Raw genomic sequence first — 15594 nt, forward strand, 5'->3', positions numbered from 1 at the left:
GTGGAAACCAAACAATCTTAACAGTTGCGCTATCGTGTAACTTAAATTTCTACGGATGAAAGAAGTATTTATAGTTTCAGCAGTACGTACCCCCATAGGATCTTTTAATGGCGCGTTATCTACCATGTCAGCCACACAACTGGGCGCGCTGGTAATGAAAGCAGCACTTGAAAAAGCGGGAGTACCATCCACTGCAGTGAATGAGGTGTATATGGGAAATGTGATCAGTGCCAACCTGGGTCAGGCCCCCGCTAATCAGGCCAGTATCTATGCAGGTATTCCTACTAATGTTCCATGCACTACCGTTAATAAGGTATGCGCTTCCGGTATGAAAGCCATTATGTTAGGCGCACAAAGCATTCTCTCTGGCGATAATGATGTAGTAGTGGCTGGCGGTATGGAGAGTATGAGCAATGTGCCTTATTACCTGGATAAAGCCCGTGGCGGTTACAAACTGGGAAATGGTGCAGTGACCGATGGTATTATTCGCGATGGCCTTTGGGACCCTTATAAGGATTTCCACATGGGTAATGCGGCAGAACTCTGTGCTACCGAATACAAGATCTCCCGTGAAGAACAGGACGCTTATGCAATACAGAGCTATAAAAGGGCGGCAGCAGCCACCGAACAGGGATATTACAAAAATGAGGTTATCCCGGTTGAAGTACCTGGAAAACAGGTGGTTACTGTAACTGAAGATGAAGATTATAAAAAGGTGAACTTCGACAAGATCCCAACGCTAAAACCCACTTTCCAGAAAGACGGGACCATTACTGCAGCCAATGCCTCTAATATCAATGATGGTGCAGCGGCAGTGTTACTTGTAAGCGGAGAGAAGCTGAAAGAACTGGGACTGAAGCCATTAGCGAAGATCATCAGTTTTGCCGATGCTTCTCAGGCGCCTGAATGGTTTACCACTACTCCTGTGAAGGCTATCAATAAGGCCCTTGAAAAAGCGAAGCTTTCAGTAGCTGACATTGACTTTGCAGAGATCAATGAAGCTTTCTCCTGCGTGCCTATTGCCAATGAACGCGACCTCGGTCTGCCGTCAGATAAGGTGAATGTATGGGGTGGAGCTGTTTCTATGGGACATCCTATTGGTTGTAGTGGTGCACGTATCGTAGTGACGCTCAACTCAATCCTGCATCAGAACAAGGGCCGCTACGGTGTGGCCGGTATCTGTAACGGCGGTGGCGGCGCAAGCGCTATCGTTATTGAAAGAGCAGAATAATAAAGAGATCGATCAGGAATAAAAAAGCCGCGAAGTGATTTCGCGGCTTTTTCTATTGTATCAGACTGAAGGTCGTATCAACGCGCGATACAACCCCAGGCTCATTTATCAGTTTCATATACAGGTGCACACTGTCATTCCCGGCGGTTTTCTCCGTTTTCAGGGCCTGTAGCTGCCCGGCAGGTTTTACTATATCTCCTGAGATCTTTTCAAAGAACCAGTATTTATCCTGTACCAGGCTGTAGGTCGGGTAACGGTAAATAATATCTACCGAACTGGCTTGCAGTGCAAAGTCGTCGTCAATAGGATATCTTTTCATCTCCCCGTCAGACAACAATCCCAATCCCGCAATAACGGTCAGCGTGCGAAGGGGAGGTAACAGCAGTCCGAAGGCCAGTGCGAAGGGAAATCCATAAAAAGCACAGAGGTATACCCACTTTCCTGACACTTCCTGCTGGGTAAGTCCGTATAATACAACGCCCGATCCGGCATAGAGAGTGAAAAATACCCGCTCCGTATAGGTACCCTTAAACCCGTAACCGCTGATCAGAAGTATCAGGCAAACGACGGAAAACACACACATCGCAAGATGAAAGTACCAGATCAAGCCGGTGATCAGCGGTGCTTTGACCTTTTTGATCTTACAGGATATGGCCGCCAGAAAGCATATGGAAAGGACGGTAATGGTAAACATAGGATAGGATATTAACTTATAAACGGCAGTATTCCTGCTAATATATATAATATTTAATATATAGTATTTAAAATCTCAGCGGTCCTCCTCTGAAGTTTTCCTTTGCTTTTTTCGCCAACAAACGATAATTTTGCCCCTGCCTCAGGATAAATGAGGTTTTAACTTTCAAACTTTAAGAGTAACAGCATGCGTCAGATAGCTTTCAGACAAGCCTTACGAGAAGCCATGCAGGAAGAAATGCGCCGTGACGATCGCGTTTTCCTGATGGGAGAGGAAGTAGCAGAATATAATGGAGCCTATAAAGTAAGCCAGGGAATGCTGGATGAGTTTGGCCCTAAGAGAGTAATAGATACGCCGATCGCCGAGCTGGGCTTCACTGCAATTGGTGTTGGTGCAGCACAGAATGGTCTTCGTCCTGTTTTGGAATTCATGACCTGGAACTTCGCCGTACTGGCCCTCGACCAGATCCTGAACACCGCTTCTAAAATGCTGGCTATGAGTGGCGGACAGGTAGGTTGTCCTATCGTTTTCCGTGGACCTAACGGTTCTGCAGGTCAGCTGGGTGCACAGCACTCCACCGCTTTCGAAAGCTATTATGCAAATATCCCGGGTTTAAAAGTAATATCAGTTTCCAATCCTTATGATGCAAAAGGTCTGTTGAAAGCGGCTATCCGCGATAACGACCCGGTTGTTTTCATGGAAAGTGAAGTGATGTACGGCGACATGGGTGAAGTGCCTGAAGAAGAATACATTATCCCGATCGGTAAAGCTGATATCAAACGTTCCGGTAAAGACGTAACCATCGTTTCTTTCAACAAAATGATGAAAGTTGCCCTGGGTGCTGCTGAAGAACTGGCAAAAGAAGGTATCGAAGCTGAAGTGATCGACCTGCGTACCATCCGTCCGCTGGACTGGTTCACCATCCTGGAATCTGTTAAGAAAACCAACCGTCTGGTGATCGTAGAAGAACAATGGCCATTCTCCAGCGTTTCTTCCGAGATCTCTTACCGTATCCAGAAAGAAGGTTTTGACTACCTGGATGCTCCGATCCGTCGTATCACAGCTGCCGATGCGCCAATGCACTATGCACCAAATCTGGTGAAACTGTATCTGCCTGACGTTGAGCGCACTGTGAAACTGGTGAAGGAAGTAATGTACATGAAGAAGTAACAGTTATATCGTAATAAAAGGAAAGCCGGTCTGTTTAACAGACCGGCTTTCCTTTTATATGTAATGTATAGCCTGGTATAAATCTGGCCCCGATACCTCAGGTCAGGTTACCCTCTTCATCTGATCAAGTCCACGTATAAGGCATGTATACGTCATGTATGAAGCATATATAAAGCGTACTTCGGCCTGATCAAGTCCACGTATAAGGCATATATACGCCATGTATAAGGTATGTATACGTCATGTATAAAGCGTACTGGAAATAGAGAAGGTCGCCTTAACCTAATGGACTCTGATAGGAGGCTCGTATTTGTAGCCCCCCGGGTTTCAATCCAGAGAACGAAAAACTACCCCCCAAACAGATCCGAGGACAAATACCTATCCCCCCGATCACAAATAATGCATACCAGCACGCCATGCTCAAGTTCCCTGGAGATCCTCTCTGCCGCTGACACTGCTCCGCCGCTGCTCATACCGCAGAAGATGCCTTCCTGTTTGGCCAGACGGCGGGTCATGGCTCTCGCTTCGTCTTCCGAAATGTCCATGATACGGTCTATCCTGGACCTGTCGAATATAGCCGGCAGATATTCTTCCGGCCATTTACGGATACCAGGTATCCTGGAACCTTCCGTAGGCTGACACCCAACGATCTGTATCTGGTTATTTTGTTCTTTCAGGAACTTGGACACACCCATAATGGTACCGGTGGTGCCCATAGCGCTTACGAAGTGGGTAACGCCCTGGTTAGTGTCCCGCCATATTTCCGGACCGGTGGTTTTATAGTGCATGCCGTAGTTATCCGGATTGCCGAACTGGTTCAGCATAAGATAACCGCCTTTGGCTACCTGTGCATTGGCATAGTCAATAGAGCCTTCCATAGATGCCTCTTTGGGCGTCAATGTTACTTTAGCACCAAAAGCTTCCATCGTCAGTACTCTTTCGCGGGTGGCGTCTTCCGGCATCACCAATTCAATTTCTACGCCGAACAGACTGGCAATCATCGCTAACGCGATACCTGTATTGCCGCTGGTAGCCTCTATCAGCTTAATGCCCGGTTTGATCTCGCCTCTGTCCAATGCTCCCTTGATCATACCATAAGCCGCTCTGTCTTTTACACTGCCTCCCGGATTAGTTCCTTCCAGTTTCGCATAAATTGTAACCCCCGGATTTGCGCTGATGTTTTTTAGCGCTACCATGGGGGTGTTACCAACAAGATCTAATATCGAATGCATCTAATAACTATTTTCTACTACGTTAATACTGCCGTCTGCACGGTAATAGATACGGCTAAAGGGGGCTGTACTTTTTATCAGCCATACGTTACCGCCTATAATACTATGATGACCAACTACGGTATCACCTCCCAGGATGGTGGCGCCCGCATATATAATAACATTGTCTTCGATTGTCGGATGACGCTTGCTGCGCGCCATGTCCTTATCCACGCTCAATGCACCTAAAGTAACACCCTGATAAAGTTTTACATTGCAGCCGATGACAGTGGTCTCACCGATGACGATACCGGTACCGTGGTCAATGCAGAAATAAGGTCCTATCACTGCCGCAGGATGTATGTCAATACCGGTACAACTGTGTGCCCGCTCAGTGATCATACGCGGCAACAGCGGGATCTTCAGCTTATGCAGTGCGTGTGCGATGCGGTAAAACGCAATTGCGTAAAACCCCGGATAAGCACGTATCACTTCGTACATACAGGTCGCTGCCGGGTCTCCTTTATATATAGCTTCTGCGTCTTTTTTCAGTTCGTCATAAATGACTTCTGCCTGCGCCATGAACTGTTCACTTAGCGCTTCTGCACCTGTTGGTAACTGCTGTTGCATTGGTTGCAGTAATTGCTGCAATTCTGATTGCAGTCCACGCGCATATTCTTCCAGTAACACGATGTCAGCCATGACCTTACCGGTGTACTCAGGAAAAAGCCAGTTGATGAAATTGTTGGCAAAATCGTTCACCGCAGTGGTAGTCGGATAAGCCGTAGCTGCTGCCAGCTGGTGTCTCCGCCTTAGTTCTTCTAAAAGTTGTTGCATATCCGAGTGAATTACAGGATTGAGGGAAACGAATAATGAAATTACGTATTAATGTCGAGAGTCCATAAACTTAGTAGACAAATGGCAGATATCGGAGATGGGCGTTTGCAGCTGCCACCATTTTGTTATCTTGGCGAGGATCAAGTATTTTCCCTTAATTTTGTTCGTTGTTCACTAAAATGATAATATGGCCAACATTCTGATAATTGATGACGAAAAAAGCATACGTAAAACGTTATCTGAGATCCTGAGCTATGAAGGGTATAAGGTAGACGAGGCAGCTGACGGAGCGGAAGGCTTTAAAATGTTCAAGGACAAACAGTACGACGCCATCCTTTGCGATATAAAAATGCCCAAGATGGACGGGCTGGAATTCCTGGAAAAGGCTAAAGAAACCAATCCGGATGTTCCTATCGTAATGGTATCGGGCCATGGAAATATTGATACAGCCGTAGAAGCAGTAAAGAAAGGTGCTTACGATTATATCTCTAAGCCACCAGACCTGAACCGCTTGCTTATCACCCTTCGTAATGCGATGGATAAGAGCAACCTGGTGACAGAAACAAAAACACTGCGCCGTAAAGTGAACAAAACACAGGAGATGATCGGCAATTCTGCCCCCATCCTGAAAATAAAAGAGACAATTGAAAAGGTAGCGCCAACAGACGCCCGTGTGCTGGTAACCGGCGAAAACGGAGTAGGCAAGGAACTGGTGGCCCGTTGGATACATGAACGCAGCAACCGTGCTTCCGGTCCTATCGTAGAAGTAAATTGCGCGGCTATCCCAAGTGAACTGATTGAGAGTGAGCTGTTTGGTCATGAGAAAGGTTCCTTCACATCCGCAGTAAAACAACGCATTGGTAAGTTCGAACAGGCTAACGGCGGTACGCTGTTCCTGGACGAGATAGGAGATATGAGCCTCAGTGCACAGGCCAAAGTACTGAGAGCATTGCAGGAAGGTAAGATCACCCGTGTTGGGGGCGATAAAGAGATCAGCGTGGACGTCCGCGTGGTAGCAGCTACCAACAAAGACCTGCTGAAGGAAGTGGAAGAGAAGAATTTCCGTCTTGACCTCTACCATCGTCTGAGCGTTATCCTGATCCACGTGCCTTCCCTCAATGAGCGTCGTGACGATATTCCCTTGCTGGTGGATCACTTCCTGGAAAGCGCCTGCCATGAATATGGTATGGCTAAAAAGGCCATCGATAAGGAAGCCATGAAGGTGTTACAGCAACATAACTGGTCAGGCAATATCCGCGAGCTGGGCAACGTAGTGGCCCGTCTCGTGATCCTCTCCGGTAAAACGATCATGGCAGATGATGTACATGATTATGTGCTGCCCGCCAGAGATAAAAAGAAAGTAAACGCTTAATAATATCAGGGCTGTCTGCCGCCGGCGGACAGCCCTTTTTCATGTTTATGGACCATGGACAAACACCTGTACCTGCTCAGCGGCATGGGAGCAGATGAAAGGATCTTCAGACATCTGAGTTTTCCCGCAGACTATACCGTACACTACCTCGACTGGTTGACCCCCATCCCTGAAGAAACTTTTTCAGCATACGCCGCCAGGATGGCCGCCAGAATTGAACATGAACATGTTACATTGATAGGCGTCTCCTTCGGAGGCATGCTTTCCCTGGAAATAGCCCGGTTACGCCCTGTAGAGAAAGTGATCCTGATCAGCAGCATTAAAACGACAGGGGAAAAGCCTGCTTACCTGGCCTGGGTAAGAAAAACAGGGCTGCTGCACTTACTCCGCCTGCCGGATTCCATCATCTTTACCCGCAGAAAAGGAGTGGTGAAACTGTTCCTGAATGCCGAAACGGCTGAAGAACATGAACTGCTGTCCGAATATATGAAGAAAACAGCCTACGGTTACCTCCGCTGGGGCATCCGTGAAGTGGTGAACTGGCGGAACGATTTTATCCCATCTTCACTTGTGCATATTCATGGAGGAAAAGACAAGACATTCCCGCTAAAGCTTATCAAGGCTGATTATGTCATCCCTACCGGCGGTCATTTCATGGTATACAACCGGGCCACAGAAATCAATGAGATCCTGAAAAAAGAGCTGAAATGAAAAGCAAAACTGCTATCAACCAATTGCTTTACATGTAAAAAAGTTTATTAAATCAACCTAATCCCCTTATTTTAGCAAAACTTTTGATTAGTATTAATTAGCTTGCAGAATACAGAATATTATATTTGATCTTTTAAATATCTTAAACAAATCTTAATGAACCTGGCTTTTTGGAGAAGAAATAAAGAGGGTCAGCCAAAGAAGAAGAAATCTGCCGTTAGAGAGTGGTTTGATGCTGCTATTTTCGCCATCATCGCTGCTACCTTGATACGCACTTTTATTTTTGAGGCGTACACTATCCCAACCCCATCTATGGAAAAGACATTACTGGTGAACGATTTCCTGTTCGTTAGTAAGATCAGTTACGGGCCTCGTATTCCAATGACGCCACTCGCTGTACCATTTACGCATCACACGCTGCCTTTTACTAAGTACAGCAAAGCGTACTCTGAAGCAGTACATTGGAAATACAGACGTTTGCCAGGTTTCTCAGATGTTGAACGTTATGATGTAGTGGTATTTAACTTCCCCGAAGGCGATACTGTAGCCCTGGAACAACAGGAACAGAGCTACTACCAGTTGGTAAGATTTTATGGACGTGATAACGTGTGGGAACAGAACCACGTTACTGCCCGTCCTGTAGATAAAAGAGAGAATTATATCAAGCGCTGTATGGCTGTTGCCGGCGATACACTGTCTGTAAGAGAAGGTATTGTTTATGTGAATAGCGCGCAGGCGCCGATCCCGGCTGAAAGTGAGCGTACTTACTGGGTAAGGACCACCGGCGATCCGCTGAACCCTTCCCGTCTCGACGAACTGAACATCGATCCGTCTCCACGCAGTGTGGACGATTCCAGCACTTTCAGATATGACCTGACTCCCGGTATGGCCACCTTGCTAAGAACATGGCCGGTAGTAAAGGAGATCACGCCTTATGTAAAATCGCCAAGACAAGATGTACAGGTATTCCCGCATGATACTGCACATTACCACTGGACTGAGCATAACTTCGGGCCGCTGTACATTCCAAAGAAAGGTGCAACCGTAAACCTGGACAGCTCAACTATTGCTTTCTATGACCGTATTATCAGCGTGTACGAAGGCAATAAACTGGAGAACAGGAATGGACAGTTCTATATCAATAATAAACCTGCCAGCACGTATACCTTCAAAATGAACTACTACTGGATGATGGGTGATAACCGTGATAACTCACTGGATTCCCGCTTCTGGGGTTTTGTTCCTGAAGATCATATCGTAGGTAAGGCATGGCTCATCTGGATGAGTTACGGCCATGGTAGCATCCGCTGGAACAGGTTGTTCAGGACCATAAAATAAGAAGCTCCGGAGGCGAATGTCTGTAACGCATAGCCACGACGTTGTGTTATAACACATTTACCGGACGCCGGATGATATTCATTACGAATTACAGATGACATCCAATTACAAACACTAATTTGTAATTCGTCATCCGTAATTCGTAATTTAGTATATGGACATCCGTAAACATTCTTTTGAGTATCAATCTTTCCAGGACAGTGCAGCCCTACCCACTGCAGATCTCCGGTTACTGGAAGAAGCCCGCGAGGTAACTGGTCAGGCCTACGCCCCTTATTCCAACTTCTATGTAGGAGCTGCTATTTTACTGGCCAATGGTATTGTGGTAAGAGGTACAAATCAGGAGAACGCCTCTTTCCCGGCCGGTATCTGTGCAGAGAGAGTGGCTTTATCTACTGCAGCATCGCTTTACCCCGGAGTACCAATACTCACGATAGCAGTCAGTTATCACAACCCTTCCGGCAGTAATGATACCCCTATTTCGCCCTGCGGTATCTGCCGGCAAACCCTCTCAGAATACGAAGGCCGTCAGCAACAATCCATCCGTGTCATTATGAGTGGACAAACTGGTAAGGTGTTTGTCATTCAGACTATAAGACACCTGTTACCATTGGGATTCTCAGCGGAAGATATGCAATAAATTTACTATCTTTGGGAGGTCTCTATGATGCTCTATGTTGAATATCCGTGTCCTATGTCCGCTACTATGGGCGGTTTTATTCGTGCAAGTTGCTATGGCTTTTCCAGGAAATAAATTAAAGGGTCTTTATAAGGAAGGGGTGAACTGCCGGAATGAAGGTAAACTCCAGGCAGCAAAGAAGTGTTTTAATGAAATCTTACAACATGACAGCAGCTATTCCGTGGCTTATCTGCAAATAGCAGAGATCTGTGCGCTGGAAGAGGAATATCATGAAAGTATCCGCTATTACCGGCACTATTTACGGCTGGATGAAGAGCAGCCTTCTTCCTGGTATGCCATAGGCGTACTCTATTTCAATACAAAAGATTTTCCTAATGCAGTCGCCGCTTTTGAAACTGCGCTGAAGAAAGGGCATCCTGTTGATGCAGATTATCATCTCAACCTGGGTACAGCGTATCTGCATGTGCGTGAGATAGAAAAGGGCGTGAAGCATCTGAGGTCCTGTCTTGTTTTGCGGGAGAATGATCCACGGCCGATGCAGGCATTGGCGCATCATTATTACCTGGCCGGCAATTTTAGTCATGCAATTACTTACTGGGATAAATTACTGCATGTGCAGCCGGGGAATGCCTTTGCGATGTTTATGCTTGGCAAATCATATATCGGTAATGGTGAGGTGGCAAAAGGAGAGGAGTTGTGCGACAGAGCGCTGGCCGTAACACAATAATATGCTGTAAGAAAGAAAAGGTATAAAAGGAAAAAGCTCCCATCGCAGGAGCTTTTTCCTTTTATACTATAGCATGATATTACATTCTTTCCGGTACATCAATACCCAGCAGCTTCATACCTTTCTGGATCGTCCTTGCTGTGAGCATAACGATCTGGGTACGCAGCTTTTGCTTCTCAGGCGTTTCTGCCGATTGCACAGAATAGGTGTATTTACCTTCTACCTTCTCTGCATAGAATGAGTTAAACTGCTGTGCAAGCTGGAATACATAGTTAGCGATCACAGAAGGGCTCATCTCTTTTTCAGCTTCCTCCAGGATGGTTTCATACTGTTCGTTCAGCAGGATCAGTTCCTTCTCCAGCGGCAGTAAGCTGCCCTTATGACAGTAACCTTCCAGTTTATCAGTATCAGGAGTTACTTCACGCAGAATAGATTTAATACGGGCATGCGCATACTGAACGAATACACTGGTAAATCCGTGAAGGTCAATAGACTCTTTAGGATCGAATACCATTCTCTTTTTCGGATCAACACGCAGCAGGAAGAACTTCATAGCGCCGATGCCGAGCATCTTATAAAGTTGTTGCAGGGCATCATCGTCCAGGTCCTTCAGTTTGCCTGAGTTATTGGTTTGTTCTGCCGCTGCTGCGATGGTCTCATCAATCAGGTCATCAGCATCCACAACGGTACCTTCACGGCTTTTCATACGGCCGTGTGGTAATTCCACCATACCATAAGAGAGATGGAAAACACCATCTGCACTAGGCTCCTGTAATTTCTTCAGGATCAGTTGCAGCACCTTAAAGTGATAGTTTTGTTCATCCGCTACCACATAGATGCTCTGGTCCATCTGATAGTCGTCATATTTAAGACGGGCGGTACCCATGTCCTGCGTCATATACACAGAGGTGCCATCGCCACGTAATAATAACTTTTCATCCAGTCCGTCGGCAGTCAGGTCTATCCAGATAGAGTTATCCGGTTTCTTGAACAGTACGCCTTTAGCCAGTCCATCTTCTACCAGGTCTTTACCCAGCAGATAAGTCTCGCTTTCGTAGTACATCTTGTCAAAGTCGATGCCCAGGCGTTCGTAAGTTTCACTGAATCCTTTGTACACCCAGCCGTTCATGGTTGCCCAGAGACTTCTCACTTCATGATTGCCTGCTTCCCATTGCTGTAACATGATCTGTGCCTGCTGCATGATCTCTGTCTGCTTACGGGACAGTTCTTTGATGTCATCATTGAGTTTGGCCAGCTTGTCTGCATCAGCCTTTATTTCAGGCTTATGGAACGCTGTAACCAGCTTCTCTATACGTTCGAGGTCTGCACCCTGGAAATCTTTAAAGTCATTTTCCAGTGCACGTGCTATAATAGGTTCTGTCTGTTCTTTGAGGATGGTCTCAAACTTCACGTAGTAATCGCCTACCAGGTGGTCGCCCTTGATCCCGGTCGATTCCGGCGTATCGCCATGAGCAAACAGTTGCCATGCCAGCATGGATTTGCAGATGTGGATACCCCTGTCGTTCACCAGGTTAGCCTTGATCACTTCGTAACCATTAGCTTTCAGGATCTCGGCAATGGAATAACCCAGGAAGTTATTACGCAGGTGGCCCAGGTGCAAAGGCTTATTAGTATTGGGGGAAGAGTATTCCACCATTACTTTTTTGCCGTTGGAGGGCTTTTTGCCAATATTACGGTTGTTGAATTGTTGCTGCAGGTACTTTGCCCAGTACTGCTCTGTGATCTGCAGGTTCAGGAAGCCTTTGATCACATTGTAGGCAGACACGAGGTCGGGATTATGTTCGACGAGGTATTTACCCAGTTGATCAGCAGTTTCTTCCGGTTTTAAGCGGCTGAATTTAGTGAAAGGGAATACCAGGATGGTGTATTCACCTTCAAATTCAGGTTTGGTAGTATTGATCGCAATGTCCTTTGCAGGAATTGTCTGTTCGTAAAGCGCCTTGATCGCTGCAGCAGCAGCGGATCTGATGGATTGTACAACACTCATGCTGATAAACGGTTAATGCCAAAAGTAACGTCAAAGGTATAAAAAATCCGCCGGGGGAGTTCGCTGGCGCAATAATATAATAAGAAAAAGGACCGGCAGTACAACTGCCAGTCCTTCGAAAGCTTTGTGGTAGCTATATATTAGTAGATAGTAAATTCTACTCTTCTGTTCTTTTGTCTTCCCGCCGCCGTTTTGTTACTGGCGATCGGTTGGTCCTGACCATAACCTACAGCTTCAATTTTAGATGGATTCGTGCCCCGGTTTACGAGGTACTGTTTCACTGATTCTGCACGGTCTTTAGATAAGGCCATATTTTTTGTCGCATTACCTACATTATCCGTATGGCCGCCAAGTTTCAGGCTGAAGCCTTTGGTCTTCAGCATCTCTGCCAAACGGTCTAGAGCTGCATAGGAAGCAGGTTTAATGCTGGATTTACCTGTCTGGAACTCCAGGTTCTCAATAGCATTCCTGACGATCCTGCGGTCTTCTTCCGTGATAATTACAGTAGGAGGAGGTGGAGGAGGAGTTTCCACTTTTGGCAGATCGCAGCCACTGCCATCTACTTTGGAGCCGGAGGTGCTGCCAGGGCATTTGTCAAAATAATCTGATACGCCATCTCCGTCAGCATCTGCCAGCAGCTTGTTCACATCTGCTGTGAGGCGGACATTCTCGGCCCGGCTGGTTTCCAGTTCGCGCTGTAGATTGGCTTTTTGCGCGCTTAGTTCATCATACATGACCTTCGCAGGGTTCTGCCAGGAGAGCTGCGGTTTACTCCGTGATCCCAGCGGGAACTCCAGTCCGGCATAACCATAGGAATATTTGTCCCTGTTCAGGCCCAGATCATTTCCGTCCAGGTTATCCCCATCCACATAATGCATGGTATAACCCAGGTCGAGGTTCACGGCTTCGGACAGCTTGAATTTCAATCCAGCTCCTACCGGAACATAGAACTCGGTGATGCTGCCGCCCCTTTTATATTCTATAAGGTTGCCTTCCATCTGGTTGCTTATTTTTGGGGAATAATTAGCCAATCCGCCACCGGCAGACACATATATCTGTATGGCGTTCTTTTTATACATCCAGTTAATAGTGGCCACATTAACGACTGCATTCAGGCTGGCAGTCCACTTTAGCTTGGTTTCGAAGGAGTTGATCTTCCTGTTGGGATCTTTTTCATTCCCCAGTTTGTTGTCATTATTGCCTGCCAGCTTGCCACCGACAAAATCCGCCCGGATACCCAGGGAATGCAGGAGCTGGTATTTTACGTAGGCTCCATAGCCGGCTTTGGCTTTCCATTTAGTAAAGTCATTGCTGCCGCCGGTAGGGGCTACCGGGGCCAGCAGGCCTCCGTTAACGCCCACTGACCATCGTCTGTAACCAGGGCCATCCGTAAAAATGGGACCATTCACAGTGGTCTGGGCTATACTGCATAAAGGTACGAAAAGAGCCAGCATACACGCTGCCCGGAAGATTGAGGTGTTTTTCATAATCATTATTGAGGGGTTGGTAGGTGACTGAATTTCGGTTATATCACTAGCATATCACATGTCGGTTTCATGTGCTTACTTTAAAGAACCCTTTTGTATCTAAATTGTTCATTATAAACCTGCCATAAACATAAACTGTCGGTAAACTGACACCGGGAACTGACATATTTGCATGCCCGTTCGTCTGGCATAATCATTGACATTTGCTACCTCGGAGACAAAAAATCTATCTACAACTACAAGCGAGAATATAAAAACTATGGGAAAGATAATAGGTATTGACTTAGGAACTACCAACTCATGCGTTGCTGTTATGGAAGGTAACGAACCGGTAGTAATTGCCAATGATGAAGGACGCAGAACTACGCCCTCCGTTGTGGGTTTCTTAAAGAATGGTGAAAGAAAGGTAGGTGACCCGGCAAAACGCCAGGCTATCACTAACCCTGTGAACACTATTATGTCAGTAAAGCGTTTCATGGGACGCCATTATGACGAACTGTCCAATGAAATACCGCATTGGAGCTATAAAGTAGCGCGTGGTGAAAACAACACTACCCGTATCGATATCGATGGCAGATTGTACACTCCACAGGAGATCTCTGCTATGATATTGCAGAAAATGAAGAAAACAGCAGAAGATTACCTGGGTCAGGAAGTAACTGAAGCAGTGATCACTGTACCTGCATACTTTAATGACGCTCAACGTCAGGCTACTAAAGAAGCAGGTGAGATCGCAGGTCTGGCTGTACGCCGTATTATAAACGAGCCTACTGCTGCTGCACTGGCTTATGGACTGGATAAAAAACATGCTGATAGCAAGATCGCAGTATTTGACCTCGGTGGTGGTACATTCGATATCTCCATCCTGGAACTGGGTGACGGCGTATTCGAAGTAAAATCTACCAACGGTGATACCCACCTGGGTGGTGACGACTTTGACAAGGTGATCATGGACTGGCTGGCCGAAGAATTCAAGAAAGATGAAGCGGTTGACCTGCAAAAAGATCCAATGGCATGGCAGCGTCTGAAAGAAGCAGCTGAAAAAGCAAAGGTAGAACTGTCTTCCTCTCAGGAAACAGAGATCAACCTGCCTTATATCACTGCGGTTGACGGCGTGCCTAAACACCTGGTAAAGAAACTGAGCCGTGCTAAATTCGAGCAACTGGCAGATGCACTGGTGGAAAGAACACTGGAACCTTGCCGTAAAGCACTGAAAGATGCAGGCATGAGCACTTCCGAGATCGACGAAGTAATACTGGTAGGTGGTTCTACCCGTATCCCGAAAATCCAGGAAGTAGTGGAAAGATTCTTCGGTAAGAAACCAAACAGAAGTGTGAACCCGGATGAAGTAGTAGCAATTGGTGCTGCTATCCAGGGTGGTGTACTGACCGGTGAAGTAAAAGATGTACTGTTACTGGACGTTACCCCGCTTTCTCTGGGTATCGAAACCATGGGCGGTGTGTTCACTAAACTGATCGAATCCAACACAACCATTCCAAGCAAGAAATCTGAAACCTTCTCTACCGCTGCTGATAACCAGCCAAGCGTTGAGATCCACGTATTGCAGGGTGAACGTCCTTTAGCAAGCCAGAACCGTACACTGGGCCGCTTTATCCTGGACGGTATTCCACCAGCACCACGCGGTGTACCTCAGGTAGAAGTGATCTTCGATATCGATGCCAACGGTATCCTGCACGTAACTGCAAAAGATAAAGGCACCGGTAAAACACAGAATATCCGCATCGAAGCAGGTAGTGGTCTGAGCAAGGAAGAAATCGAAAAGATGAAAGCCGAAGCAAAAGCCAACGAATCTTCAGATAAGGAACAACGCGAAAAGATCGAAAAACTGAACCAGGCCGATAGCCTGATCTTCCAGACTGAAAAACAGCTGAAAGAATACGGTGATAAGATCCCTGCTGATAAGAAAGGTACAATTGAAACTGCCCTGAACAAACTGAAAGAAGCGCACAAGGGTGGCGATATCGCCCAGGTAGATGCAGCTGTTACAGAAATGAACAACGCATGGACCGCCGCTTCCGAAGAACTGTACAAAGCAACACAGGAAGCACAGGCTAACGGTGGTGCTCCGGGTGAAGGTCAGCCACAGGGAAGCGCTGCCGGCAACGAAGGCGTAACTGATGCTGAATTTGAAGAAGTGAAATAGTAAT

At 46.6% G+C, this 15594-nt stretch carries 13 protein-coding genes; 8 read left to right on the plus strand and 5 right to left on the minus strand.

Going from position 1 to position 15594, the window contains the following annotated elements; genetic code table 11:
* Positions 1 to 55 precede the first annotated feature (55 nt).
* Complete coding sequence (locus C7475_RS20655) at positions 56 to 1231, plus strand: acetyl-CoA C-acyltransferase (protein WP_110055284.1); 1176 nt, start codon at positions 56 to 58, stop codon at positions 1229 to 1231.
* Positions 1232 to 1283: 52 nt separating this feature from the next.
* Here C7475_RS20655 and C7475_RS20660 read toward each other — a convergent pair whose 3' ends face one another.
* Positions 1284 to 1925, minus strand: coding sequence for a hypothetical protein (locus tag C7475_RS20660; RefSeq protein ID WP_110055285.1), 642 nt, complete (start codon positions 1923 to 1925; stop codon positions 1284 to 1286).
* A gap of 186 nt (positions 1926 to 2111) precedes the next feature.
* On the opposite strand from C7475_RS20660, the gene C7475_RS20665 reads away from it, so the two are divergent.
* On the plus strand, positions 2112 to 3095 hold the full coding sequence (locus C7475_RS20665) for a pyruvate dehydrogenase complex E1 component subunit beta (RefSeq protein WP_110055286.1): 984 nt from the start codon (positions 2112 to 2114) through the stop codon (positions 3093 to 3095).
* A 347-nt stretch (positions 3096 to 3442) separates the two neighbouring features.
* Here C7475_RS20665 and cysM read toward each other — a convergent pair whose 3' ends face one another.
* Both cysM and C7475_RS20675 read right to left on the minus strand, forming a co-directional pair.
* Positions 3443 to 4327, minus strand: a complete 885-nt coding sequence (gene cysM, locus C7475_RS20670) for a cysteine synthase CysM (protein ID WP_110055287.1) — start codon at positions 4325 to 4327, stop codon at positions 3443 to 3445.
* Positions 4328 to 5143 (minus strand): serine O-acetyltransferase, encoded by an 816-nt coding sequence (locus C7475_RS20675; RefSeq protein ID WP_110055288.1) that lies wholly within the window; start codon positions 5141 to 5143, stop codon positions 4328 to 4330. It lies immediately after the preceding gene.
* A 187-nt stretch (positions 5144 to 5330) separates the two neighbouring features.
* Here C7475_RS20675 and C7475_RS20680 point away from each other — a divergent pair, with 187 nt between their 5' ends.
* The 5 genes from C7475_RS20680 (at position 5331) to C7475_RS20700 (ending at position 9931) form a co-directional block, all read left to right on the plus strand.
* Complete coding sequence (locus C7475_RS20680; protein WP_110055289.1) at positions 5331 to 6515, plus strand: sigma-54 dependent transcriptional regulator; 1185 nt, start codon at positions 5331 to 5333, stop codon at positions 6513 to 6515.
* A 54-nt stretch (positions 6516 to 6569) separates the two neighbouring features.
* Entirely contained in the window at positions 6570 to 7226 is a 657-nt protein-coding gene (locus C7475_RS20685) for an alpha/beta fold hydrolase (protein WP_110055290.1), read from the plus strand.
* A gap of 156 nt (positions 7227 to 7382) precedes the next feature.
* Entirely contained in the window at positions 7383 to 8564 is a 1182-nt protein-coding gene (lepB, locus tag C7475_RS20690; RefSeq protein WP_110055291.1) for a signal peptidase I, read from the plus strand.
* Between the two features lie 154 nt (positions 8565 to 8718).
* The gene (locus tag C7475_RS20695) at positions 8719 to 9204 is read left to right on the plus strand and encodes a cytidine deaminase (RefSeq protein WP_110055292.1); all 486 of its coding nucleotides are present in this window, start codon (positions 8719 to 8721) and stop codon (positions 9202 to 9204) included.
* A 94-nt stretch (positions 9205 to 9298) separates the two neighbouring features.
* Positions 9299 to 9931: a lipopolysaccharide assembly protein LapB gene (locus C7475_RS20700; RefSeq protein ID WP_158286563.1), complete on the plus strand. Its 633-nt coding sequence runs from the start codon at positions 9299 to 9301 to the stop codon at positions 9929 to 9931.
* A gap of 79 nt (positions 9932 to 10010) precedes the next feature.
* On the opposite strand, the gene C7475_RS20705 is transcribed toward C7475_RS20700, so the two are convergent.
* Together C7475_RS20705 and C7475_RS20710 are read right to left on the minus strand one after the other, a co-directional pair.
* Positions 10011 to 11939 (minus strand): arginine--tRNA ligase, encoded by a 1929-nt coding sequence (locus tag C7475_RS20705; RefSeq protein WP_110055294.1) that lies wholly within the window; start codon positions 11937 to 11939, stop codon positions 10011 to 10013.
* Between the two features lie 140 nt (positions 11940 to 12079).
* On the minus strand, positions 12080 to 13426 hold the full coding sequence (locus C7475_RS20710; protein WP_110055424.1) for an OmpA family protein: 1347 nt from the start codon (positions 13424 to 13426) through the stop codon (positions 12080 to 12082).
* A 259-nt stretch (positions 13427 to 13685) separates the two neighbouring features.
* Between C7475_RS20710 and dnaK the strand changes: the two genes are divergently transcribed.
* A complete protein-coding gene (dnaK, locus tag C7475_RS20715; protein WP_110055295.1) occupies positions 13686 to 15590 on the plus strand; it encodes a molecular chaperone DnaK in 1905 nt (634 codons plus the stop codon).
* Positions 15591 to 15594: the final 4 nt, after the last annotated feature.

Origin of the sequence: Chitinophaga sp. S165, from assembly GCF_003182155.1 — a bacterium.
Lineage (GTDB): Bacteria > Bacteroidota > Bacteroidia > Chitinophagales > Chitinophagaceae > Chitinophaga.